Below are 22969 nucleotides of genomic sequence, written 5' to 3'. Positions count from 1 at the left end.
TCCGCGATTGAGGAGTTCCGGAGACCATTAATAGCGCGGTCCGATTTGCCTTAATGAACTGACGACTAACCCTCGCAGAAACGACATCGGATCAAGGTCGCATTCTGCCATAAACGCTTCAGCCGACCAGCGACCGTCATCGAACTGGGCAATAATCTCGTCAACTATCGAATTCTGATAAGCGGCAAGCCACTCGAACTTCTCGCGTACCCGGCCGCTCGTCGCGGCCAGCTTGCCGCGGACGAGCTCCGCATGGCGTTCGAGGAAAACGAAATAGCCGGCAGGGTCGTCAAACTCGGACTCGCTTGCCCCAAGATAGTCGATGAAGCGTTTCCCGTCCGCGTCGACCCGCAGCAGACGGTCCACATATCGCAGCTCCTCCTCGAGGTCGTGGTCCTGCTGGCGCAGCCGCGCATCGTCGAGAAAGCTCTGATATGCGGCCTCATCCACGAGGATGCGGGGGTGAACCGCCTCATCGGTCTCGATTTCATAGGCGCGGACCATAGCAGGCCCGAAAACCGGTCCTTTGCCGTCGAGTCCGACATGAGCATTGCCAACGGCGACGCCGGCGCGGATCACCACCCCGTGTCCAATGCACTCGACTTGGGCATGAAGCAGATCGAGCAATTCGTGGAAGAAGGCGCCATCATTGTACTGGGTATCGAAGACCCGGACCCGCACGACCGCGTCCGATACAGAGTCTGCAAAGGCGCGGCTGAGCAGGCGGGCCTCCTTCACCGGCGGATCGGGAGTTCTTCGACCGGCGCGGTGAACTCTCGCAGTTGCAGCAGCACATCACGAATGTCATAGGCATGCCGCGTTTCGAGGAGATTGCGGAAGCCCATCACGTCGATGAAGCTCACAATGCACGGCTCGTAGCCCTCTCCTGGCACGCGAGCGGCGCTCTCCGCTGCGCGCTTTGCATGCGCCCTTTTCTTGCGCGCAGAAGATCGCTCGACCGAACGCAATGCTTCGTCGAGCGTTTCATATTGCTTTGCTTTTCTGGGCACCCCCTCAAACTCCTTATCATCCGCAGCGCCTGATACGTTATTTTGTATCGATGAAGCGCCTTCAATCATCATTCTATATCAGGCGGTTGACACAAGCCGCAGATCATAGATATATGATCCTGATCACAGCAGCTTTGTGATCGGGATTCTATATCATGTCCTATCAGAGCGATAGCCTGATCGCGCAAACTCGCGAGGTCCGCGAGGCCTCCGGCGTTAGTCAGCGTGCGCTCAGCGAGCGGGCCGGGCTCACGCAGAGCCATATCTCGCAAATCGAGAGCGGCAAAATGGAGCCGGGGCTGTCGAGCTTCATCGATATGACCCGAGCGCTCGATCTCGAGCTCATGCTCGTGCCGAAGAGACTAGTGCCGGCGGTGCTGAGCTTAGTCAAGGCCCAAGCAACGCCGGACATGCATATCCACGCCGGTCAGCCAAACGACAAGCGCTTTGCCCGCGCGGAGCGCTTGGTCAAGAAAATGAAGCACCTCTACGGGAGCTCGGCCGACCTTGATCGCATCGAGGAGACACTGCGATTCCTACGCCGGGCGAGCGTCGGGGATCAGGAGATGCAGCTGGTACGCGAACTGATTGCCCGCCTCGAGCGCTACCAGGCCAGCGACCAAGCGGCGCCCATCGCCCGAGACATCGCGCAGAACCTGCAGCGGTTGCGCAATTCCATCGCCCATCGCGCGATCTCTGAGCCGAGGCCGGCCTATTCGCTGGATGGAGACGAAGATGCCTGACGTCTCTGTTCTCGAGGTGCGGCTCTACAACGAGCCCATCGGAACTCTGACCCATCTGCAGGGAGACCGGACGATCTTTGCCTTCAACGAAGCCTACGTCGAGAACGCGGATCGGCCCACCCTCAGCCTTTCGTTCATGGACGATCTGGGCGGCCTCATTACCAAAATTCGACCCACCCAGCGAGTCGTGCCGCCATTTTTCTCGAACCTGCTGCCCGAGGGAAGCATGCGGCGCTATCTTGCCGAGCGAGCAGGCGTGAACCAGCAGCGGGAATTCTTCCTACTCTGGGTGTTGGGCCTCGATCTCCCAGGAGCTCTGTCGATCCATCCCGCGGCCGGCGAGGCCCTGCCGCCGGGTGCCGACGATGCCTTGCCGGAGAATGCCAAGCCCAACGCCTTGCGCTTTTCGCTCGCCGGCGTGCAGCTGAAATTCTCCGCGTTCGAGAACGCCGGAAAGGGCGGCGGCCTCACAATTCCCGTCGAGGGCGTCGGGGGCTCCTGGATCGTCAAGCTCCCCTCCCAGCAGTTCGCCGGCGTTCCGGAAAACGAGTTCTCGATGATGACGATCGCCGGTATGATCGGTATGGAGGTGCCCGTCATCAACCTGATCGATCTCGATGCGATCGCCGGTATTCCAGAAGGCATCGGCGAGTTGAAGGGGCAAGCGCTTGCGGTCAGTCGTTTCGACCGCACCGCCGACGGCCACGTTCACACCGAGGATTTCGCGCAGGTCTTCGGTGTCTTTCCGGACGACAAGTACAAGCGAGCGAGCTACGCAAACATCGCGCGCGTCATCGGCACGGAAGCGGGAGACGCCGGGGCCATCGAGTTTGTCCGGCGGATGGTGTTTAGCGCGTTGATCGGCAATGGCGACATGCACCTCAAGAACTGGTCGCTGATCTATCCGGACCGGCGGTCGGCCGCGCTTTCGCCGGCTTACGACCTGGTGTCGACCATTCCCTATATGAAGGGCGAGGACACGGCTGCGCTCAACTACTCTCGGACAAAGAAGATGGCCGAGCTCAATGCCGATGAACTACGCCACCTGGCGGCCAAGGCGCTCCTGCCCGAAAAGCTCGTCATCGACACCGCCGCCGAAACCGTCCAGCGATTTCGGCTGGCGTGGCAGGCCGAGAAGGGCCACCTTCCCCTCACGCATACCGTAGTGGAGGCGGTCGATGCCCACGCCCCGACCGTGCCGCTCTATAGTGAACTCGCATAGTAGGGAGTGATGGGAGCGTTCGTCAGCACCCAGCACCCGAGCATCAATCGAGAGGGCAGGACATGTCGCCTCAGGAGCCATCGCTAGAGTTTGTATGCCCGCGATGTGGGGATACGAGCAGCGAGACCATTGAGGAAGTCCCGAGCTATGACGTCTTGGCGGACCGGGAGTCCGACGCGCAGGGCTATGTCGAACAGACGGTGACTTGCAGTGGCTGCGAGCACCAATTCGCTGTCAGTATCCGAAACACCGGCGCCTGCCTCGTGGCCGAACTCGCGGATCACAAGACGCATGTGAGGGTGATCGATGATCCGATCCACGAGCCTGACGGCCCATGGGAAGCGGAAGCCTACCAGCGCGAGAACCTGCCGGAGGATCCTGCAAAGATCTTCAAATTCGCAACCTACGACATCGGTCACGTCGCAGCCGAGATGGAGGGGCGCGGGCTCGGTGACGCGCTGAACCGCATGCTGCTCGTCCAGTACTTTTCCGCCATCGAAGCATATCTCAGCGATCGTCTCATCAGGCTGGTGCTCGACGATCCGAAGGCAATGTCAGCTTTGGTGAAGGGCAACAAGGAGTGGGTTGGGGATAAGATCGAAGTCGTTGAACTCGCGTCCAATCCGAATGCTTTTCGGGATTGGGTACATACGCGGTTGCGCGAGCTGATGTACCATAACTTCGTGAAGATCGATCTGTACTATCGGAGCGCCCTCGGCTCGACCATTTTTCCAGATGAGGCGACCAAGAAAACGCTTATGGCGTTCGTGCCGGTGCGGCACGATTGCGTCCACCGCTACGGCCGCGATCACGACGGCCGAGAGCGATCCATAAGCAAGCCCGACCTTGAAAGGCTGAGCGACGCCCTCGAAGGCATGGTCACTCATCTCGAGGCTGCATTCGCTCGACGCGGGAAAGAGGGCTGAGGCGGGCGCCATGTCTATTCATTCCGTGGTCGTCGACGGGCCGCTGGCCATGCGAATGCAACGGCTCAATGCGGCTCGTGAAGGAGCCCCGGGGCGCCAGATACTGACCCTCCCCCCGCCGATACGCATCGCGCTGTACTCGTGCAGGAAAGCGGAAAACCAGCCCTTCGTTCCTCATAGAACCATGATGCTTATCCTAGTGGCATGGCAGCTCTGGTGCGCGTCGACGGGACATTTTGAAGCTGCCCATCGCTTCCCGAAACAATCGTGTCAATCACGAGTGGGGGGATCGCTGCCCGTTCATCCCCCAGCTTCGGTATTCCACGCCTCGGGGAGGGCGTCCGCCGCAGTGTGCATCAGGCATGCCAGCACACGGACTGCCGCGCCAAAAAGAGCGGGACGAGGCACGAATTCGAGGTGGATGCCTGGAAACTCAACCCAGGGAACGCCAATCCGCCGCGCAATTTCGACGGATGGCCGGGCATAGAACAGCCCGCGGTCAGCTGAACCCGCGCCGAGAATTATAGGGAATTTGGCGCTGCGCAGTGCTGCCTCGTCGGGAACAAAGCGTCCCCAAGCCGCCCATTCATTCCCAAACAGGTGGTCGGCATTCCCAAGGAACCTCGCCTGGAGATCTTCCGGCCAGATATATGTGCTTTCGCTGCCCTCGCCCCGGACGGCCTGGAGGAACTCGAAGACAGTAGCTTGAGCGCCCGCTTCACGGTAGCGCGCGGCGATGCGGTCGAAAAAACCCCGCAACGGGTCCCCGTCAGCGAGCATCCCGGTGACGGGCGGCTCATGCGCGATCACGCCGCGCAGGACATCGGGGTGGCGGGCTGCGATATCAAGCGCGACGATCGCTCCGGCGCTGTTTCCAAAAACCAGGGCCTTGCCGCCGGCAAGCTGGTCGATCAGCGCACGCGCATCATCCGACTGCTGCGCGACCGTGATCGGCGTCTCAGAGCAGCCCGTACTGCGTGAGTTGCCCCGCCTGTCGTAATTTATGACTGTGAAGGCGCTGGCAAGATCCTCAGCCAGACCTGAGAAATACCCGGCGTCACCGCCGGCGCCCGAAATCAGCAGAAGATGTGGACCGCTTCCACGAACTTCATAATATATCTGAGCGTCGCCACGGTCGGCCATTCCACTGAGCATCGTTTACTCCTCAAGATTACTTCTGAGAACGAGGGAAAAAGGAAACTGACAACCGGGAAGTCGAGCCCATTTTTCCGTCTCGCTCTTGCCCGCATCACCCGGTGGGACAACGCACGTCGGCCCGCCGGCATCGTGACCGGCGGCCAGGTGATCTCCCAAGACCTCGGCATCAAGCTCGAGAATGTCGGCATCAACATGCTCGGCCGCGCCAGGAAGGTGTCGATCCGTCTTCTCCTTGGTCGGGCACGTGTTTTCGAATGACGGGCGAGGCTGGGCTGGACCCCTTGTAGCTCGCCAGGGCCTGCAGCAAATCCGTTAGAAGGTGCTGTTTCAGTCCGTCCTCTCAAAGACGGGCACACGGGTTCAACGGAAGAGATCATGCTCGTCTTGCCGGTTCGCGTGCAGTCACCCTGATTCAGTGTCGCACTTATATGTGCAAAGCCCGTGCCAGCGCGCTCAGCGCGCAGTAAGCGCATGGATATGCTTTGAAAAACCTCCAAAGTGCCCAGATGGCGGGTTGTAAGAACCTGACATTTCGCCAATGTTTGTTTTGAACCTGGCATTTGTGTGCCGCTGTCAGGTTGTGGACACGCATCACGCGCCTGGCGGCGCCAGAACAGCGTGGCCCGCCCGCGCGGTCGCGAAGCGCCAAGACCATGAGGGCGCGTGCGGCACGCAGCCTCTGCCCGTCTTCCCGAAGCCGTTCGTTGCGCGATACCGGGCTTGGGTCGCGTGGCTCAGGGGTTTCGCCGCCAATGTTGATCGCGGAAGGGCTGGCGCAGCAGGAACGTGATCGTATCGTCCATCGCGCCAACATGGTGGCCGCGCTGCGTAGCCGCGAACCTAACGGCACGAACAAGCCGCCGTGAAGTATGAGCCAGCGCAAAAGATTCTGGCTAAGCACGGCCTGTCTTTTCAGCCAGGTCGAAAGCCGGTTCCACCGCAGGCCTATCACGAGCTCGACCATGACCTCACAGGTGGTGACGAATAATGTTCGTCGATGCATGTGCGATCGTCTCGATAATGGTGGGGAGGACACGGCCGACGCCTATGAAGCGGCGCTGCTCGATGCGGCATCGCCGCTCACATCGACACTTGCTCCCTGGGAAGCCATCATCGTCCTTTCACGGCCGGATCAGTTGAATTGCGCCTACAAAGCGGCTGAGGCGGTTGTCGTCGAATGGCTCGAAGCACGAAAGATTCGGCTCCGCGAGCCCGGTTCGCCCCGACGCGTCCTGTCCTACGCGGTCGCCGTCGCCGAACAGCACGGCATAGGAAAGCGGCGCCTCAGCAATTTCGGTCGCTTCCACTACGCCTAGCCAAGGCGATGCGCTCGCCGCTGCTCACCCTGCACCAGCTTTTAGGTCGAACAGACGTGGCAACCTTGCCGAAAGGATCCGATGACTGAGCGTCGTCGAAAAGTTGACTGAACTGCCGGAATTGACCGGGGCTCGTTGCCGAGCAGGTAAGCGAGGACATGGCCTGCCGAACGGCCCGGGCAAGCTGTCGAGGTCCGACCGGGCTACATAGCCGAGCTCCGGCCATCCCATGCCAAGGTCGCAAACACCGACGGCGACTCCGGGTTCGCGGTCGAACTCGGTCAAGAGCCAAGTCGCGCGCCGGTTGGCAGGAGAAGCTTCACGACGGGCTCGTGATCAAGCTCGGGCTGTTCGACCTCGCGGACAACGCAATTCGCTTGGTGATGGCGCTCCAGGCGGGCGTCATTTCTGCAGGAAGGTGAAAGAGGATCTCGTTTCGTCTCGATGACGGGAAGGGCGCATTTCGCGCGCGACAGGGGGAAGTACGATCCGATGTCATTGAGATGGGCAACCAAGGCCGCGACCAGCCTGATCGAGAGCTGGCCACCGCGCCTCCATCGCTAGCCCGCTCGCAATCGTCCGGTTGGCGGCGTGGTGCTTACCTCAACATAACGAATTCGGACCGGCCCGGCATCTGGCGATGTCATGCTTTGTGCGCGATGTTGCAACCAAAGTTCGAATGTCACGGCGCCAGCAAAGTAGAATGTCGCATGGCGGTGGGGACGGCCACAACGAGAGCGCGCGACTCGCGGCCGACCTGCATCTCGGCAACCATCTCCAGGGCGGCGTCCAGCCGCTTGTTCTCGACGATCGCCGAACGGTGAACCGAGCGCAGCTCATCGAAGGCTCTGTAGGGCAGGGCGACACCCTCATGCATGATCTCGAGACGGCCATCAGCATAGTCGCAGACGACCACCTTCTTGCAGGCAAGCTTCTTCGCCAATTCGGTCGGGTGGAGAATGAACATCACCTTATCGTAACGCAGCGTCAGAGCCTGCGTCAGCGTGCGGACCTCCTTGCGGCACAGGGCCATCAAGAATGCGGTTCTTGGAGGGACGGCCACGCGCCTTGTGGCGAAGAGCCGGCGCGCCTTCAGATTGAAACGTCTTCATTAGCACCTATCCCGCTTGTCGCCATCCTTGTTTTCGCTGGCGGCCTTGGTGCAATCGCGCTCGACATACTCATCTTGAAGGAAAGGGTAACGACGCGAAAGGCGTTCGCCATGACCATGGTCTTTCTTGGTGGCTACTTCGTGATTGCTGGGGACGGCCTGATGACCGGAAGCATTATCGGTGTCAGCCTCGCCCTTGTCGCGGGTCTAGGCTACGCCAGCTTTATCTTCGCCTGGAAATTCTTTAAGCTGCGCTCATCCCTAGAAACCTTCTGGTGGTTCCTGGCTTATGGCCTCGTTATGCTCGCTGTTCCCTATGCTTGGAGCGGAGCAGCAATCCCGTCAATGAACGCGCTGCCAAGCTTGCTAGCACTGGGGGTTATCACCTCGTTCTTTGGGTTCTACTGCACAATTCTCGCTCTTCAGCATATCGAGGCATACAAGACGCAGGTCATCGAAGAGCCGTTCTTTTCTGCGCTCTTCGCCGCCGCCCTCTTCGGCCAATGGCTGACAGGTCCAGGAATGTTTGCAGCGTTGGCCATTATCGTCGGTGCGTTGATTACATCCATGCCAGAGCGCCGTGCCGTCTCTATGCAAGTACGCCCAATTGGCGAAGAGGATTAGGGCACGTGCTTATTATCTATCCGAGGACCAATATGCTCATGAAAGCGCGGGCGGGTTATGGCGTGGACAGGGGTGCCCTGCTTCGACACACCAGAACGGCCGAAACGAATAATTGCTGGCCTTCGCAATGTGGGGTTCGAACGGATTCTAGCGCCGAAGCCGATTACGTCCAGGTCCCTGCAGACAGTTCACGATCCAGGCTTCATCCAGTTTTTAGAAGTCGCCGAGCGCTGGTGGCACTGTCGTTGCAGGACCCGCCTGGCGAGACGACGCACTGGACCGCCGACATGAGGGTGGCCGCAGCCGGCAGGGCGCACGGGCTGCAGCCCAACCGCTGGCGCCAGTTACCAATGATGCGCAGTTCGTCGACAAACTGCGCAATGTCGTCGGCCTCTACGTTGATCCGCCGGCTCACGCCATCGTGCTGTCGGTCGACGAGAAGAGCCAGATCCAGGCGCTCGACCGCAGCCAGCCCGGCCTGCCCATGAAGAATGGTAGACCCACCGAGAGGATTGTTGGATTGAAGAGGGCACTTCGTTCATCCGGCGGCTTGTTCATCATCCCAAGTGGCCGAAATCTCACTTTGATTAGCAAGGGTGTTTAATACGTACTTCTTGGCATTGGGCACGCTTTCTTCCAGCGACGCCCCAAGCGCAAGAGAGGCGGCAAATGGGTTCTGATCAGTGAGGAAGCGTATTATATTACATATGAAACGTAATATTACTTCACTGAGCGGGAATTTAGCGATAGAAAGAAAATAAATAATATTGATCGTTAGCAAGCACTATTAGAAGATATCGCGCGCGAGTATTTGGAACATGCTCGGTGGCAGGAGAGCGCCTTCCCCATATGAGAGGAATGCGACGTATTTAGGCTGAGAAATCGATTCTAATCCAAATGAATATCGCGGCAATCGCCGGCTAGCAGGATGCGTCTGCAGTGATTATTATCACCAAGTACAGAAAATGGCAAAGAGATCTTCTGACGCGACGTTAATTGCGCCTCCGGTGATCAGAAATTGTTATGCTGTGGCCAGCGTCTAATTTAACGGGGGAGGCGTTCTGAGGGCGGCCACGCTAGATCTCAAGAAATATAGCTATCACCGGAGAGCGGTATGCTGAACAATACCATCGCAAGAAATTCATTGCCGAGTATCGATCTTCTGTATGATTATGGACCGTTCTTGCGATTGAGCGAGTCTGAAGGTGGTATTGGGAGCTTTGCTCAAAACAGCCGGCGCCCGCGGGTTGGCATTGTGGGCGCCGGCATCAGTGGCTTGGTGGCGGCGACTGAACTTTTGCGCGCCGGAATAACGGACATCGTGCTATTTGAGGCGCGGGATCGTATGGGTGGGCGGGCTTGGTCACAAATCTTCGACCCGCGCGAACCGCATCTCATTGCCGAGATGGGCGCTATGCGCTTTCCTTCCAGCGCAACCTGCCTGTTCCATTATCTGGACAAATTGAGGATAGATACCGCAGCTTCCTTCCCCGATCCGGGCATCGTGGATACCGAGGTGCACTATCGAGGTGCGCGTCATTTATGGCAGGCCGGCGAGTGTCCGCCGCCACTGTTCAGACGCGTTCATCAAGGATGGCAGGCTTTGATAAGCGACGGTTACGTGCACGAAGGGATCCAACTGCCCGCACCGGCGAAGATCACAACTTTGCTTCGGTCGCGTCGCTTTGACCAAGCTCGTGACGCATGGCAGGCCTGGCTAGATTCGTTTCGCGACATCTCCTTCTATTCGGCCCTCGTCACCATCTTTACCGGACCGCAGCCACCAGGACGCGTACCTTGGAAAAGGCCGGAAGATTTTGAGCTTTTCGGATCGCTAGGGATTGGATCTGGAGGCTTTTTACCTGTGTACCAAGCCGCGTTTACTGAGATACTGCGTCTAGTAATTAACGGGTACGAGGACGATCAGCGCCTGATTATGGGAGGGATCTCTCTGTTGGTGAAACGGTTGGCTGAACAGGAGCTTAACGGTGTGAGTTTGCGGCAGCGTGTCCGCTACGGTCATGTAAGCCGTATTTACAAACAGGGCGGTCAGATTCTCGTAACATGCGCAGGAGGGCAGGTCATGCCTTTTGACCGCGTCATCGTCACTACCAGCAATCGAGCTATGGAGCTGGCCCATCGTCTCACGGCGGATGGAACCTTTCTTACTCACGAAGTTTTGCGAGCGGTCAGAGAAACTCACCTTACCGGCTCTTCCAAGCTGTTTATGCTGACGGAAAACAAGTTCTGGTTAAAAAAGGGCTCGCCGACAACCATCTTGTCAGATGGCCTTGCCAGAGGGGTTTACTGCCTAGACTATCAGCCAGATGATCCGGATGGTAAGGGCGTGGTACTGTTAAGTTATACATGGGAAGACGATGCTAACAAAATGCTTTCCATTCTGGACAAAAAGAAACGGTGCCAGCGTCTGGTCGATGATCTGGCCACCATTTCCCCTGATTTCGCCCGTCATCTAGTCCCGGCTAACGGTGACTATGAACGTCATGTCCTGCAGCACGATTGGCTGATGGATCCATATTCAGTAGGTGCCTTCAAGCTCAATTATCCTGGTGAAGACATCTATTCAGAACGGTTATTTTTCCAATTCGCTACCGCAAAAAGACCGGAAGAAGACACGGGCCTGTATCTCGCAGGATGTGGATGCTCCTTTACCGGCGGGTGGGTCGAGGGCGCGGTACAAACGGGCTTGAATGCCGCATGTGCTGTTATCCGCAGCAGTGGCGGCCAGCTCTTGAGCGGAAACCCTATTGATTCGATGAATTCCGCTTATCGATATTGAGAACCGGGAATTTAGCGTTCTTTAGAAAAGGCTTCTTAAATGTTTGCAACGTCCACACTCGAGGAGATTTGCAATCAAATACTGGCTGGGAAAACTTCGGCGTGGATATCAGGGAATCGGCACTTTAGGGCGCAAAAATCCATGGTCGACCGGTTAGGATGCGATTTCCTGCGCTGACAGGCGCGGGATGCAGTAGCATCGGTACTGGAACCGCCGCAACACCAAAGCGGCCAAGCGCTTGCTGACGCGGCTGCTGAAGAGCAAGGCGTCGCGCCGAAGCGCATGATCACCGACAAGCTGCGCTCCTATGGAGCAGCCAGGCGACAGGTGATGCCGGACGTCGAGCATCAGTCGCATAAGGGATTGAACAACCGTGCCGAGAATTCGCATGTGCCGCTGCGAAAACGGGAGCGGATTATGCAAGGCTTCCGATCACCAGGAGCACTGCAACGCTTCGTTTCGATCTTCTCGGCACTGCGCAATCTCTTCGTCCCGCCCCGCTCAAAACGCTCCGCTCTCGCTACACATATTCACCGCCTGCAGGCCATGGCGGAAGTGGCCATGGTCAGCTGACATCAGCGGCCTGCAGGTCTCAACGCGTGTATACGCAGACAACGTGACATCCCCCTCATCCCGTTGAAACGGGGCGACAGCCCCGGAACTCAGCGAAATGAGTCAATTGTCGGCGGCCCTTGCTGAATGCATGCTGCCGGAAGAGGGAGCAACTTAACCAACTTTGACCTAATAAGGGCGCGGCGACGCATGGCTATATTTTGGGCATAGCCATAGGACGCGGCCTAATGAGTACCGTCGTGGCGAAGCCAGAGCAAGCGTATTGGATGGGTTCCCGTCCTGCGGTTGCTGACGGCAAGAGCACAGGCCTGCTCGACCAGCCGCGTCGGATAGCTTCGCCATTTTGCCCGACAGAACAGTCGGCTTTCAAAACTGGGTTCACGGCGTGAAACACGACTGCTCCCTCCTTCGCGTTGTTCCAGAAACGCAGCGGCCAAAGGTTCTAACCTGACACACTCCTGAGATAGGCGATGACGTTTTTGAGGTCCTCGGGATTCGTGAGGCCAGGGAACCCCATTTTGTTCGCCGGGACTTTCACCTTGGGATTGGCCAAATATGCCATCAGGTTCGGCTCATCCCATACGAGGCCCACTGCGCCCGCATCCTTCATGGCTTTCGAGTACGAATAGCCCGGGACGGTGCCAGCTGTCCGGCCTACAACGCCTTTCAAGGTTGGCCCGACCTTATTCGCGTCGGTATCAGCGCTGTGGCAGGCGGCACACTTTTTGAAGACTGTCTTTCCGGCCTCGATATCCTGAGCCCGGGCGACCGGAGGCAAGCACGCCAAAACCATTGTGGCGCCGACGAACAGATATTTCACGCGGGAATTCCCCGAATGAAGGTACGGCAGGCGGTCGATATGTTCATAAGCCATGATCCAATCCTCGCTTAAAGTACGTTGCTCAGGAAGCCGGGGATGTCACGTTGTCTGCGTATACACGCGTTGAGACCTGCAGGCCGCTGATGTCAGCTGACCATGGCCACTTCCGCCATGGCCTGCAGGCGGTGAATATGTGTAGCGAGAGCGGAGCGTTTTGAGCGGGGCGGGACGAAGAGATTGCGCAGTGCCGAGAAGATCGAAACGAAGCGTTGCAGTGCTCCTGGTGATCGGAAGCCTTGCATAATCCGCTCCCGTTTTCGCAGCGGCACATGCGAATTCTCGGCACGGTTGTTCAATCCCTTATGCGACTGATGCTCGACGTCCGGCATCACCTGTCGCCTGGCTGCTCCATAGGAGCGCAGCTTGTCGGTGATCATGCGCTTCGGCGCGACGCCTTGCTCTTCAGCAGCCGCGTCAGCAAGCACTTGGCCGCTTTGGTGCTGCGGCGGTTCTGGACGATTTCGTCGAGCGGCGCGCCACAACCAGTGTTTCCTGCCGGCGATGGTGATGACGACCTCGTCCAGGTGCCAGACATCGTTTCGGCTGTGCTGCTTGCGGCGCAAGCGGCGAGCGTAATGCGGGCCGAACTTGATGCCCCACCGGCGGATTGTCTCATACGAAACCACGATCCCGCGCTCCAGCAGCATTTCCTTGACCAGACGCAGGCTCAAGGGGAACCTGTAGTAGAGCCAGACCGCATTGGCGATGATCTGCCGCGGGAAACGATGGCGCTTGTAGCTGACTGTTGCGGTGTTCATGACATCGGGTCTATGCCGCAAATCCCTGAACGCGAGTTAAGTTGATTACGCCCCCCGGTGACCTTGGCTACGGCATCCATCCTAAAACGCGGCCGACCGTCCGGTCCGATCCAGTTTGGCGAACGGGGGGCGAATTGGCAATGGGCGCAACCGATGGGGCTCGGCCCAGAAAACTGATCTTGATCGCGATCCCCGCGATAGCCACCTCTGCGATGAACTGGCGCCGCGAAACCCTGCCCTCATGCCGTCTCCCCCAACTGCCCATAGCCCGATCCCACACCCGGCCGGCCCGCCGTATAGTCCCGACTCGGGGCCGTTCCGTCATTCCAGCGTCGCCGACAAATGCAACGGCCTTGCCCGGTCATGAAAATCGCCGAGCCTTTTCCATCAGTCCGCAAGCTTGGAGGGCATGCCTTCTGCTTCGGATCCGCATGTCCTGATAGACGTGTCCTCTGTTGTGAGCCCTTCCGAAGGAGATGGTCGAATTCGATGCGGGCGAGCCGCGCCGGCTGGCTTGTGGTGGTAGGTCGCCCGGCGCCCCGCGGAACAACATGCGAGCTTTTCCCTTCCTGCGTCCGACGCCTGATCGGGCGGCTAATTTTCACAGCCAAGAGTGGCCGCCCACCTGCAGAGCTCCTGCCAAACCCAGCAGCGCGGCGCGGTTTCCGAAACGTCCAGTCACGTTTGCAACGCGCGTGTTGGAATCGGTGAATCTGCGACACGTTACCGTCACGGTTTGGCCACGAAGCTGCCACAACTTCCCACGACATAGCCGGCGTTGCCTGAGACGGTTCGGTCCGGCACCGGCTCACCCCAAGCCCCCCGCCCAAGGGTCAGTGCCGGATCGAACCACTTCCTTCTTGAGGGACTCAGGTCCGAGCCCGAATGCGCTCAGCAGAAGCAAGCTGATCCGCTTCATTGACGCGCGGTTTCCCAAATCGCACAGGGCAGACCTGTACAGCAACAATGGTTTGAGGCGCGCCTCGGCTTCAGGCGAGAGGCAACTCTTGCCGGCTCCCCGATGCCTTTTCTGTTAGAGACTCCTTCAAATTAGCAAACTGATGCTGGTCGCAAAGCAGGCTATGCATACCGCTCGCCGCTGTCGGTGCTTCGATCATATTGGTGTCCTCAACTGTGTCTGATGATCCAACGATCACGTCGATGTTGCAGTGATCGTGGTAGATCTCGGTCTCTGTGCCTGGCTCTGACCGTAGATCGACTCCCTGTTCCCGATCGTGGTCGAATGAATTTTGGAACCGAGTACAGCCACGTCCGAGGCTTCCCCACGTGAAAACACGCTGACCGTCTATGTTGCTCTGCGCAACCAGGGCGCCCGGGACGTGAGATGCCGCTTTGTAGGATCGGCCTCTAACGATATCAGGCTTCCGTCCCTCATGTTCCAACCTCTGGTAGCCGGACAAAGTCGACAGCGCGACCGACGCAATGATGCCTGTCATGTCAATTCCTGGGTTGCCCTCTCGGTATATCGCGGTTCCGTGTGATCTTTGAGGATCATCTGCTGCACTGAGCGTGCAAAAGAAAAAAGCTTTCAACGACACGGTTGTGGGCCGCCTATGTCAGTCGGACTTCCGACATTGTTGCACAGTCAACACTGACGTCCTGGCTGGCCATAAGGCTTGGATCTTCGGTCGCACCACGCAAGCCCAGAGCCGCCTCGGGACGAGGCGCGGGGGCATCGGCAAAAGACGCAACAAGGACCGTGCACATGCTCCCTGGCGAATACATCATTGCGGTCGGATGCACTCGAGACCTGGCGTGAAAGTTTGCGTAGATCCTTTGCCCTGGCATTGCGCAGAAATGGGGATGGTGAGAGCGTGCTAATGCCCGATCGCGACCGTAAGCTGAAACGTCCTTGAGTCTTGATGGGGCGTTCAATTCGGGCTGTGCCCAGAACAGGCATGGTGTCGGCCAGGATGGCTGCATTCGCTCACTCATGCAATCGCGTCTGACAAGCAGTGCGCGTCGCACACTTGCACCCTCCTTCATCCCCTTGCACCCGATAGTGTAGGACCATGCACAATTGGCCCAGGTGCTGGAGTGCGCCCCTCGGACCGGACAGGATGAACAAGCAGAATTGACTTGGAAGCCGGGCTTTCGAAGGATGGAAGCCCATGGTGACTTATCGCACGCACAGCATCGAGTTCAAACGTCAGGTAGTGCAGGAGTTCCTCTCCGGCGAGACTCTGCATGGTCTCGCCAAGCGGCACGAACTGCCGCGTAACCTGATCCGCATCTGGGTCCAGAAATACGAAGCCGGCTCCTTCGACGAGGACGTGGCGGCGGCCGACACGATGCAGACCTATGAGGCGCGGATCGCAGCGCTGGAGCGGCTGGTAGGCCGGCAAGCCTTGGAAATCGAGTTTCTAAAGGGGGCTCTGAAAAGCGCAGCACGTCCGAGAAGCGGGACTACATCCGTGATCACCGGCCCGGCGGTGTCTCCATCGCTGAAGGATGCCGGCTGATGGGGATCGCGCGATCAACCTACTACGATCAGCCCGAAACCGCCGTGGATGACACAGCGCTCGTCGAGACGATGGGTGAGATCTCCGACAGCTTCGAAGCTTACGGCTATCGCCGCATGCAGGCGGCGCTGCGGCAGCGCGGCATCGTCGTCAACCACAAGAAGGTCAGACGGTTGATGCGCGAGCACGATCTGCAGCCCAGGATCAGGCGGCGCTTCATCGCCAATACGGACAGCGATCACGAGTTGCCGATTTTCCCGAACCTGGCGAAGAACGTGACACCCGACGGCCCGAACCAACTCTGGGTGAGCGACATAACCTACGTGACGATTGCGGCGGGCTTCGTCTACGTCGCGGTCATTTTGGATGCCTGGTCACGCAAGGTCGTTGGTTACGCCATCGGCCGGTCGATCGACGCGCGCTTGACCGTTGCAGCATTGAAGGCGGCAATCGAACGACGAAACCCCCCGCCGGGCTGCGTCCATCACTCGGACCGAGGGTCCCAATATGCCGCACTCCTCTACCGCAACGTTCTCGCCGAGCACGATCTTATTGGATCGATGGGCCGGCGCGGCAATCCCTACGATAATGCGAAAGCGGAAAGCTTCATGAAGACGATGAAGGTCGAAGCCGTCTATCCGATGGCCTACGAAACCTTCGCCGACGTCGCTGAGGACCTTCCCCGCTTCATTGATGAGGTTTACAACACCCGCCGATTGCACTCAGCGCTCGGCTATCTCAGCCCGCAACAATTCGAGGACCAACACGCCCGGCAGATGGTCAAAACTGCGGCTTGATCCTGTCCGGTCCGACGGGCGCACTCCATGCAGCGTGAAGAAACTGACCGTCTTTGGGGAATTGAAAATTTCTGTGAGCCCTGGTTCGTCGAGGGCGTGGAAGGCGAGGGGTGTTGCAAGCCAAAGCAAATGATGTCGATGGTGCGCCTGCATCAATGCGGTTGGGGCGCAAAGCCGCGCAGCAATTGCATTGGTCACGGTGGCGCTGAAGTATACCGTCCGTTCCAAGGTGGCTGCGCCAGGCGACTCCCGTTGAGAAAACCCCGGCACAAAGGCATTGAAGAAGTCGCGATAGCCCAGGCGGCGGTTGGCTCGCCACCGGCTGGTGCTGACGACCGCGGCACTCATAGACGACACACTGCCGCGTGCGGACGGGGCGGCATTGCGCGACCGTGCGGCCCCCCGCGCGCGATTTTCCTCGGGACCTTTGCTCCTCGCCTGGCGCCGGCTGGGTCGGCAGATTGCCACGGGCCTCCAGCAGGAATGCCTTTAGTCGTGGGCATGGCACAGCGATGCCATTGCGCGGCGTGGCGCAAATTGTCGATCAGCTCGACAGATTCTTTGCCAGACAACACGACAGCTCGCCGCGCTGATCAGCCGGAGCGGGCGATCCTCGTCATCGAAACCTCGAGCATGTAAGCCTGCGCTCAAAGGAGAAGGTGCTGCGCGAGAGGCGGCACCGGCGTGCCATTCGTGCCGTCGGCTGCGAAAACACGCAACATCTTTGAGGCCAACTTCACCCTATTTCTTTGGATGCGCTCTCGGCGTGACCCAGAGAGCTGGGAGAAGCCTCGGCGAGACTACAAGTGTAACACCATATTGGTTTAGCAGACCAAGCTTCGGTGGTAACCTCATGGGGTGGAGAAACGCCTTTGGAGGCCGAGCAATGGATCGCGATAGCAGACGGACACGTGCAGCTGGAAATTCATCCGGCGGCGCGAGGAGGGCCGAGGAAAGCCGTAACCACCTCCTGCCAGACGGGCCACTGAACGATGTTGCAGAACGGTTAGTAACCGCTAATCCGCGCGATACAGCACGTGACCTTGGGAGCTTCAAATCCGCCGGAAGGCAAACGCGACGTGCAGTTCAGGACGTTGCACCCGGGCAAGAATCTGACCTCAGCAGATTTGATAGGCGCAACGCCCAGCTCGGAGGATCAGCCAACGTTCTGTCCGACAGATTGACGGCCGGATTGGGGTTCAATTCGGATGATGTAGCATTGTTCCAGGTCCAAGCGGCCAGTAATATAGGCCATTTTCTAGGATCCCAGAAGCAGGCTGCTCTTGTGAATCGCATTGGCAACATGGACCCAATGGAGCAAGCTCTAGGCGTTATGTTTGTGGCGCAAAACTTCAGTAGGTTCAATGACCAAAATAAATCTCGCATTTTTGAGCAGGCCATTGAATTGGCTGCTGATCCTCAGCAGCACCACATGGTCAAGATGACCGCCCAAAATGCTATCGTCACCGCGTATCACCAATTAAACGCAAATCAGCAAGCGCGAGCTAACTCACTTCCCGACCTGCGTGGCCTTTTGCAGAACATGCCTCCGCCGCAGCATGCAGCAGAGGAACGGAGTGCGAATTTGGACGGCCACATAGCAAGTATTGCGGCTTCAGTCCGTGATACAGTAGGCCCGCAAACCTCCTTTGAACAGCTGCAGCGGGGTGGTCGAGTCGGGCAGTCCATAAGCCACGCCTACAATCACGCCCGCGAGGATCTGATGGCTGCCTCCAGAAGCAGAGATCGCTCCGGCCGTTGAGGTCTCGGCCATGGTAAGTGACGCCTTCTCCCCGAATTCCGTTCGCGGCTTGGCCGTTTCCAATGCGCTGGCCGTTGATGTATCTGCCTTGAGGTAACTTTCAGAAACACGTCTGCCGGGTGGTCGATGCAAGCATCGCACCACCCGCTCCGACATCGATCTGTCGAGGGGCGACATCGCGCGACCTCGGTCCAGTGTCTGAAGCAAGCGCAAGATTAGCCACATCTAATACGCCATTGGAACAATGCCTTCAACCAAAACGACGCCCCCCAACATAGCCATTAGCATCGCCTGCTCTCTCGCCTTCGGCTTCTGCGCGGCAAGTCTGTACGCAACCTTCCGCCATGGGGGTAGCGGCGAGGCTTTGATGACGTTTGACGTCCGTGCCTTTTGGTTCGAGACGCCTTTCTATCGGGGTTTCGCAACCCCCGTCTTCTATCGGGGCGTAGCTATCGCACTCGCAACGTCCGCGGTCGTCTTGCTGATTCAGCAGATCGTATTACGGCGCAAACTCGAACATCACGGGACAGCGCGCTGGGCGCGAGTGGATGAAATGCGACGCACGGCTTATCTACGACGATACCGCGGCGTGACAGGCCCGGTATTTGGGAAAACGAGTGGCCCTTTCTGGCCTGGCTACTACCTGACCAATGGCGAGCAGCCTCACAGCCTTATCGTTGCACCGACCCGTGCTGGTAAGGGCGTCGGCATCGTCATCCCAACGCTACTTACATTCAAAGGCTCGGTAATAGCTCTCGACGTCAAGGGGGAGCTCTTTGAGCTTACCTCGAGAGCGCGCCAAGCCGCCGGCGCCGAGGTGTTCAAATTTGCGCCGCTGGATTCGGAGCGGCGCACGAATTGCTATAATCCGCTGTTGGACCTCATAGCGCTGTCTCCACAGCATCAATTCACCGAGGCCCGCCGCTTGGCGGCAAACCTAATTACGGCGAAGGGGGAGGGCGCGGAAGGTTTCGTCAATGGCGCGCGAGATCTGTTTGTCGCGGGCATCCTCTCCTGCATCGAGCGGGGCACGCCAACAATCGGCGCAGTCTATGATCTCTTCGCCCAGCCGGGGGAGAAGTTCAAACTCTTCGCGCGACTCGCCATGGAGACCCGGAACAAAGAGGCACAACGCATCTTCGACGACATGGCCGGGAACGATACAAAAATCCTAACCTCCTACACGTCCGTCCTTGGCGATGGCGGGCTCAATTTATGGGCGGATCCCGCTGTAAAGGCGGCGACAAGTCGCTCAGATTTTTCGGTGTACGATCTTCGCCGCCGCAAAACGTGCATCTTTCTTTGCGTTGGTCCGAACGATCTTGAGGTGGTCGCGCCTTTGATACGCCTGTTCTTTCAGCAAGTCGTTTCAATTCTACAGCGGTCGCTGCCTCGCCGGGATGAAAAATACGAAGTTCTGTTTCTGCTCGACGAGTTCAAGCACTTGGGTAAGCTGGAGGCGATCGAGACCGCAATTACGACCATCGCGGGCTACAAGGGGCGCTTCATGCTCATCATCCAAAGCCTCTCGGCACTGACGGGGGCCTATGGCGAGGCTGGCAAGCAGAATTTTCTCAGCAATACCGGCCTGCAAGTGTTCATGGCCACGGCCGATGACGAGACTCCAACCTACATTTCCAAAGCCATCGGTGAATACACGTTTGAAGCCAAGTCGATTTCCTACAGCCAGGCGCGAACGTTCGATTGGAACATTCAGAATTCGCATCAAGGTGCACCGCTGTTGCGTCCCGAACAGGTTCGGCTGCTCGATGACGACTACGAGATTGTTCTCATCAAAGGCCTGCCACCGTTGCAATTGAGGAAGGTGCGATATTTTTCGGACCGCATCCTTAAACGCATCTTCGAAAGCCAGACAGGCGCCCTCCCGGAGCCGGCACCCTTGATGGAAGCTCATCCAGATGACACTGACGGTTAAGCGCCCGTCTCGCGTATCCCGTCCCTCGGCAATCAGAAACTCCACTACAGGTGAACGGCTATGGGAATTTGCATCTCCAAATCCTCCGGATCGACTCGACATGCCACATATGACACGGAAGAGTCGCCGCGAGAATACACGGCGCCGCTGAGGGTCTCCCTGGGCACGCCTGCCGACAGGTTGCGACGGGGCGGAGATGCGCCTCTGGAGCCACATCAGATCCAGCAGGCCGCCTACCATATGGGGGCGTGTGTCGTTGGTGACGAGGTCACCAGCCCGGTAAGACTCGCGACAGCGGGGCAAACAGTTCACGACGTTCGCCTGCTGCTCAAGCATGGCCGGGGAAACGTTAAGGTGGACGACATTCCCTCTCACGGCCACAACGGCATCGGATCGTCGGTTGCAATGTCGGGAGCAGACGGCGACAATAAGGTTGCAGTGGCCGTAGTCATGGGAGCGGCGTGCTGCAATCAGACCGCTCCCCTTTCCGCTATCGTCCACGCCCCACACATGGCGGCCGACGAGCGGAGCATGACCTTAAGTGCTTCGGTGTCAATGAAAGAGATAACCAAGGAAGGCGACGAGATCCCAGTCAAGGCGGGTCACCTTTGGAACGAACTGCGGCGCGGAAGCCGCGACCCGAGGTCGACAGTGGTCATGGACGCCTGGGCCAACGGTCCCGCTGTTCGGTTGAAAGACAGCGCATGGAGCGGAGTCACGGCCAAAGAAGGTCATTGGTCGATGGACAAAAGCACCGCCGAATTCCTGAAAAACCGTGTTGAGGGGTTGATTCCGTTCGTGCATCCGGACACAAATGAACAGACTGCCAACAATTTGCGCCGGAAGCAAAACGCACCCGTATCGTGGGAAAAATATGCAGAAGTACAAGTGATCTCACCCGAGTTCGCTGATAGTGTACGCAACGCATTGTCCCGTATTCCTGAAGACCGACAAAGGGAAATCGCATCACTGATGATTCAGGAAGCCTACGGAATGGATCCTTCCTCGTGCACGCACCGAGGCGCAGTGGAATCAGTTCTGGTGGCCGCCAACCAACTGGACTCGCTGCCCCGGCCTCCTGTCGAGCCGCCGGAATTGGCGGCGTATCGGCAGTTCGACGCAAATCAACAGGCCCAAGCTCATGCAGTTCCCGGCATGCAAGACATCTTGCCGCACATCCCTCCGCCGCGGTATGCAGCAGCGGAACGGAATGCGAATCTGGACGGCCACATAGCAGGTCTTGAGGCTGAAGTCCGTGCGACAGGCCCGCAAACCTCCTTTGAACAGCTGCAGCGGGGTGGTCAAGTCGGGCAGTCCATAAGCCACGCCTACAATCACGCCCGCGAGGATCTGATGGCTGCCTCCAGAAGCAGAGATCGCTCCGGCCGTTGAGGTCTCGGCCATGGTGAGTGACGCCTTCTCCCCGAATTCCGTTCACGGCCTGGCTGTTTCCAAGTCGCTGGCCGTTGATGTACCTGCCTTGGGGACTTTCAGAAACACGTCTGCCGGGTGGTGCGATGCAAGCATCGCACCACCCGCTCCGGCACGATCTCGTGGAACGGCGACATCGCGCGACGTCGCTCCGGTGTCTGAGAAAAGCGCAGCAGTAGCTATGGCTAATACGGCAATGGAACAATGCCTTCAACCAAAACGACGCCCCCCAACATAGCCATTAGCATCGGCTGCTCACTCGCCTTCGGCTTCTGCGCGGCAAGTCTGTACGCAACCTTCCGCCATGGGGGTAGCGGCGAGGCTTTGATGACGTTTGACGTCCGTGCCTTTTGGTTCGAGACGCCATTCTATCTGGGTTTCGCAACCCCGTCTTCTATCGGGGTCCTCTTCGCCCAGCCGGGGGAGAAGTTCAAACTCTTCGCGCGACTCGCGATGGAGACCCGGAACAAAGAGGCACAACGCATCTTCGACGACATGGCCGGGAACGATACAAAAATCCTAACCTCCTACACGTCCGTCCTTGGCGATGGCGGGCTCAATTTATGGGCGGATCCCGCTGTAAAGGCGGCGACAAGTCGCTCAGATTTTTCGGTGTACGATCTTCGCCGCCGCAAAACGTGCATCTTTCTTTGCGTTGGTCCGAACGATCTAGAGGTGGTCGCGCCTTTGATACGCCTGTTCTTTCAGCAAGTCGTTTCAATTCTACAGCGGTCGCTGCCTCGCCGGGATGAAAAATACGAAGTTCTGTTTCTGCTCGACGAGTTCAAGCACTTGGTAAGCTGGAGGCGATCGAGACCGCAATTACGACCATCGCGGGCTACAAGGGGCGCTTCATGCTCATCATCCAAAGCCTCTCGGCACTGACGGGGGCCTATGGCGAGGCTGGCAAGCAGAATTTTCTCAGCAATACCGGCCTGCAGGTGTTCATGGCCACGGCCGATGACGAGACTCCAACCTACATTTCCAAAGCCATCGGTGAATACACGTTTGAAGCCAAGTCGATTTCCTACAGCCAGGCGCGAACGTTCGATTGGAACATTCAGAATTCGCATCAAGGTGCACCGCTGTTGCGTCCCGAACAGGTTCGGCTGCTCGATGACGACTACGAGATTGTTCTCATCAAAGGCCTGCCACCACTGCAATTGAGGAAGGTGCGATATTTTTCGGACCGCATCCTTAAACGCATCTTCGAAAGCCAGACAGGCGCCCTCCCGGAGCCGGCACCCTTGATGGAAGCAGACGAGGGGCTCTCGGCAGAATTTCAACCCCGATCAGGAGCTGCGTGGATTGGCGCAGAACTTTGACGACATAGTTTGATGTGAGGCTAGTATGAACCCGCGACATAATAACCCATCCTGGGCATCAGCTTTGTCACAGGTGCAGGACGCCGGCTTGGAAGCCGGGCAATCGGACCAAGC

General features: G+C 58.4%; 17 protein-coding genes and 5 pseudogenes. 14 read left to right on the top strand and 8 right to left on the bottom strand.

Features of this window, described 5'->3' with window-relative positions; genetic code table 11:
* Positions 1–27 precede the first annotated feature (27 nt).
* On the bottom strand, positions 28–738 hold the full coding sequence (locus AC0NIH_RS30465) for a hypothetical protein (protein WP_473469567.1): 711 nt from the start codon (positions 736–738) through the stop codon (positions 28–30).
* Positions 735–1082, bottom strand: a complete 348-nt coding sequence (locus AC0NIH_RS30460; RefSeq protein WP_473469569.1) for a hypothetical protein — start codon at positions 1080–1082, stop codon at positions 735–737. Before AC0NIH_RS30460 ends, AC0NIH_RS30465 begins: the two co-directional genes overlap by 4 nt.
* Before the next feature lie 83 nt (positions 1083–1165).
* Between AC0NIH_RS30460 and AC0NIH_RS30455 the strand changes: the two genes are divergently transcribed.
* The 3 genes from AC0NIH_RS30455 (at position 1166) to AC0NIH_RS30445 (ending at position 3901) form a co-directional block, all read left to right on the top strand.
* Positions 1166–1753 carry a helix-turn-helix domain-containing protein gene (locus AC0NIH_RS30455; RefSeq protein ID WP_473469571.1) on the top strand — a complete coding sequence of 196 codons (588 nt, stop codon included), beginning with the start codon at positions 1166–1168 and terminating at the stop codon, positions 1751–1753.
* Positions 1746–2975, top strand: a complete 1230-nt coding sequence (locus AC0NIH_RS30450) for a type II toxin-antitoxin system HipA family toxin (protein WP_473469573.1) — start codon at positions 1746–1748, stop codon at positions 2973–2975. Before AC0NIH_RS30455 ends, AC0NIH_RS30450 begins: the two co-directional genes overlap by 8 nt.
* Positions 2976–3130: 155 nt before the next feature.
* Positions 3131–3901 carry a hypothetical protein gene (locus AC0NIH_RS30445; RefSeq protein WP_473469575.1) on the top strand — a complete coding sequence of 257 codons (771 nt, stop codon included), beginning with the start codon at positions 3131–3133 and terminating at the stop codon, positions 3899–3901.
* 300 nt (positions 3902–4201) lie between these two features.
* Here AC0NIH_RS30445 and AC0NIH_RS30440 read toward each other — a convergent pair whose 3' ends face one another.
* The gene (locus tag AC0NIH_RS30440) at positions 4202–5056 is read right to left on the bottom strand and encodes an alpha/beta fold hydrolase (protein ID WP_473469577.1); all 855 of its coding nucleotides are present in this window, start codon (positions 5054–5056) and stop codon (positions 4202–4204) included.
* A gap of 872 nt (positions 5057–5928) precedes the next feature.
* On the opposite strand from AC0NIH_RS30440, the gene AC0NIH_RS30435 reads away from it, so the two are divergent.
* A complete protein-coding gene (locus AC0NIH_RS30435; protein WP_473469579.1) occupies positions 5929–6375 on the top strand; it encodes a type II toxin-antitoxin system VapC family toxin in 447 nt (148 codons plus the stop codon).
* Positions 6376–6399: 24 nt separating this feature from the next.
* Here AC0NIH_RS30435 and AC0NIH_RS30430 read toward each other — a convergent pair.
* Positions 6400–6663: pseudogene (locus AC0NIH_RS30430) on the bottom strand (DUF2958 domain-containing protein); the annotation flags it as partial.
* A 451-nt stretch (positions 6664–7114) separates the two neighbouring features.
* A pseudogene (locus AC0NIH_RS30425) lies at positions 7115–7405 on the bottom strand (ISNCY family transposase); the annotation flags it as partial.
* Positions 7406–7597: 192 nt separating this feature from the next.
* Here AC0NIH_RS30425 and AC0NIH_RS30420 point away from each other — a divergent pair.
* Positions 7598–8110 (top strand): EamA family transporter, encoded by a 513-nt coding sequence (locus AC0NIH_RS30420; RefSeq protein ID WP_473469581.1) that lies wholly within the window; start codon positions 7598–7600, stop codon positions 8108–8110.
* Between the two features lie 230 nt (positions 8111–8340).
* Positions 8341–8609 (top strand): annotated as a pseudogene (locus AC0NIH_RS30415) (IS630 family transposase); the annotation flags it as partial.
* 39 nt (positions 8610–8648) lie between these two features.
* Here AC0NIH_RS30415 and AC0NIH_RS30410 read toward each other — a convergent pair.
* A complete protein-coding gene (locus AC0NIH_RS30410) occupies positions 8649–8891 on the bottom strand; it encodes a hypothetical protein (protein WP_473469585.1) in 243 nt (80 codons plus the stop codon).
* Positions 8892–9224: 333 nt separating this feature from the next.
* Between AC0NIH_RS30410 and AC0NIH_RS30405 the strand changes: the two genes are divergently transcribed.
* Together AC0NIH_RS30405 and AC0NIH_RS30400 are read left to right on the top strand one after the other, a co-directional pair.
* Complete coding sequence (locus AC0NIH_RS30405) at positions 9225–10910, top strand: NAD(P)/FAD-dependent oxidoreductase (RefSeq protein ID WP_473469583.1); 1686 nt, start codon at positions 9225–9227, stop codon at positions 10908–10910.
* Between the two features lie 211 nt (positions 10911–11121).
* Positions 11122–11483, top strand: a pseudogene (locus AC0NIH_RS30400) (IS6 family transposase); the annotation flags it as partial.
* 442 nt (positions 11484–11925) lie between these two features.
* Here the strand turns inward: AC0NIH_RS30400 and AC0NIH_RS30395 are convergent.
* Both AC0NIH_RS30395 and AC0NIH_RS30390 read right to left on the bottom strand, forming a co-directional pair.
* Positions 11926–12276 (bottom strand): c-type cytochrome, encoded by a 351-nt coding sequence (locus tag AC0NIH_RS30395; RefSeq protein ID WP_473469892.1) that lies wholly within the window; start codon positions 12274–12276, stop codon positions 11926–11928.
* A gap of 173 nt (positions 12277–12449) precedes the next feature.
* Positions 12450–13034, bottom strand: a complete 585-nt coding sequence (locus tag AC0NIH_RS30390; RefSeq protein WP_474025098.1) for an IS6 family transposase — start codon at positions 13032–13034, stop codon at positions 12450–12452.
* 2219 nt (positions 13035–15253) lie between these two features.
* Between AC0NIH_RS30390 and AC0NIH_RS30385 the strand changes: the two genes are divergently transcribed.
* From AC0NIH_RS30385 to AC0NIH_RS30360, 6 genes and pseudogenes are all read left to right on the top strand, one after another.
* The gene (locus AC0NIH_RS30385) at positions 15254–15604 is read left to right on the top strand and encodes a transposase (protein WP_473469738.1); all 351 of its coding nucleotides are present in this window, start codon (positions 15254–15256) and stop codon (positions 15602–15604) included.
* Positions 15553–16401, top strand: a complete 849-nt coding sequence (locus AC0NIH_RS30380; RefSeq protein WP_473469739.1) for an IS3 family transposase — start codon at positions 15553–15555, stop codon at positions 16399–16401. Before AC0NIH_RS30385 ends, AC0NIH_RS30380 begins: the two co-directional genes overlap by 52 nt.
* Before the next feature lie 1219 nt (positions 16402–17620).
* Positions 17621–18163 (top strand): hypothetical protein, encoded by a 543-nt coding sequence (locus AC0NIH_RS30375; protein ID WP_473469736.1) that lies wholly within the window; start codon positions 17621–17623, stop codon positions 18161–18163.
* Positions 18164–18407: 244 nt separating this feature from the next.
* On the top strand, positions 18408–20099 hold the full coding sequence (gene virD4 / locus AC0NIH_RS30370; protein ID WP_474025097.1) for a type IV secretion system ATPase VirD4: 1692 nt from the start codon (positions 18408–18410) through the stop codon (positions 20097–20099).
* Positions 20100–20453: 354 nt separating this feature from the next.
* Positions 20454–21491: a type III secretion protein gene (locus tag AC0NIH_RS30365; protein WP_473469851.1), complete on the top strand. Its 1038-nt coding sequence runs from the start codon at positions 20454–20456 to the stop codon at positions 21489–21491.
* A 441-nt stretch (positions 21492–21932) separates the two neighbouring features.
* A pseudogene (locus AC0NIH_RS30360) lies at positions 21933–22855 on the top strand (type IV secretory system conjugative DNA transfer family protein); the annotation flags it as partial.
* Positions 22856–22969 lie beyond the last annotated feature (114 nt).

It is taken from the genome of Mesorhizobium sp. WSM1386, assembly GCF_055901595.1.
Note: the sequence above shows the minus strand (reverse complement) of the source record. Positions and strands in the feature narration are given on the sequence as shown.

Bases quoted from the DNA above. Each gene is read 5' to 3' on its own strand.
- AC0NIH_RS30460 (WP_473469569.1), bottom strand. From the start codon at position 1,082: ATGATGATTGAAGGCGCTTCATCGATACAAAATAACGTATCAGGCGCT.
- AC0NIH_RS30455 (WP_473469571.1), top strand. From the start codon at position 1,166: ATGTCCTATCAGAGCGATAGCCTGATCGCGCAAACTCGCGAGGTCCGC.
- AC0NIH_RS30450 (WP_473469573.1), top strand. From the start codon at position 1,746: ATGCCTGACGTCTCTGTTCTCGAGGTGCGGCTCTACAACGAGCCCATC.
- AC0NIH_RS30440 (WP_473469577.1), bottom strand. From the start codon at position 5,056: ATGCTCAGTGGAATGGCCGACCGTGGCGACGCTCAGATATATTATGAA.
- AC0NIH_RS30435 (WP_473469579.1), top strand. From the start codon at position 5,929: ATGAGCCAGCGCAAAAGATTCTGGCTAAGCACGGCCTGTCTTTTCAGC.
- AC0NIH_RS30420 (WP_473469581.1), top strand. From the start codon at position 7,598: ATGACCATGGTCTTTCTTGGTGGCTACTTCGTGATTGCTGGGGACGGC.
- AC0NIH_RS30405 (WP_473469583.1), top strand. From the start codon at position 9,225: ATGCTGAACAATACCATCGCAAGAAATTCATTGCCGAGTATCGATCTT.
- AC0NIH_RS30395 (WP_473469892.1), bottom strand. From the start codon at position 12,276: ATGGTTTTGGCGTGCTTGCCTCCGGTCGCCCGGGCTCAGGATATCGAG.
- AC0NIH_RS30385 (WP_473469738.1), top strand. From the start codon at position 15,254: ATGGTGACTTATCGCACGCACAGCATCGAGTTCAAACGTCAGGTAGTG.
- virD4 (WP_474025097.1), top strand. From the start codon at position 18,408: ATGCCTTCAACCAAAACGACGCCCCCCAACATAGCCATTAGCATCGCC.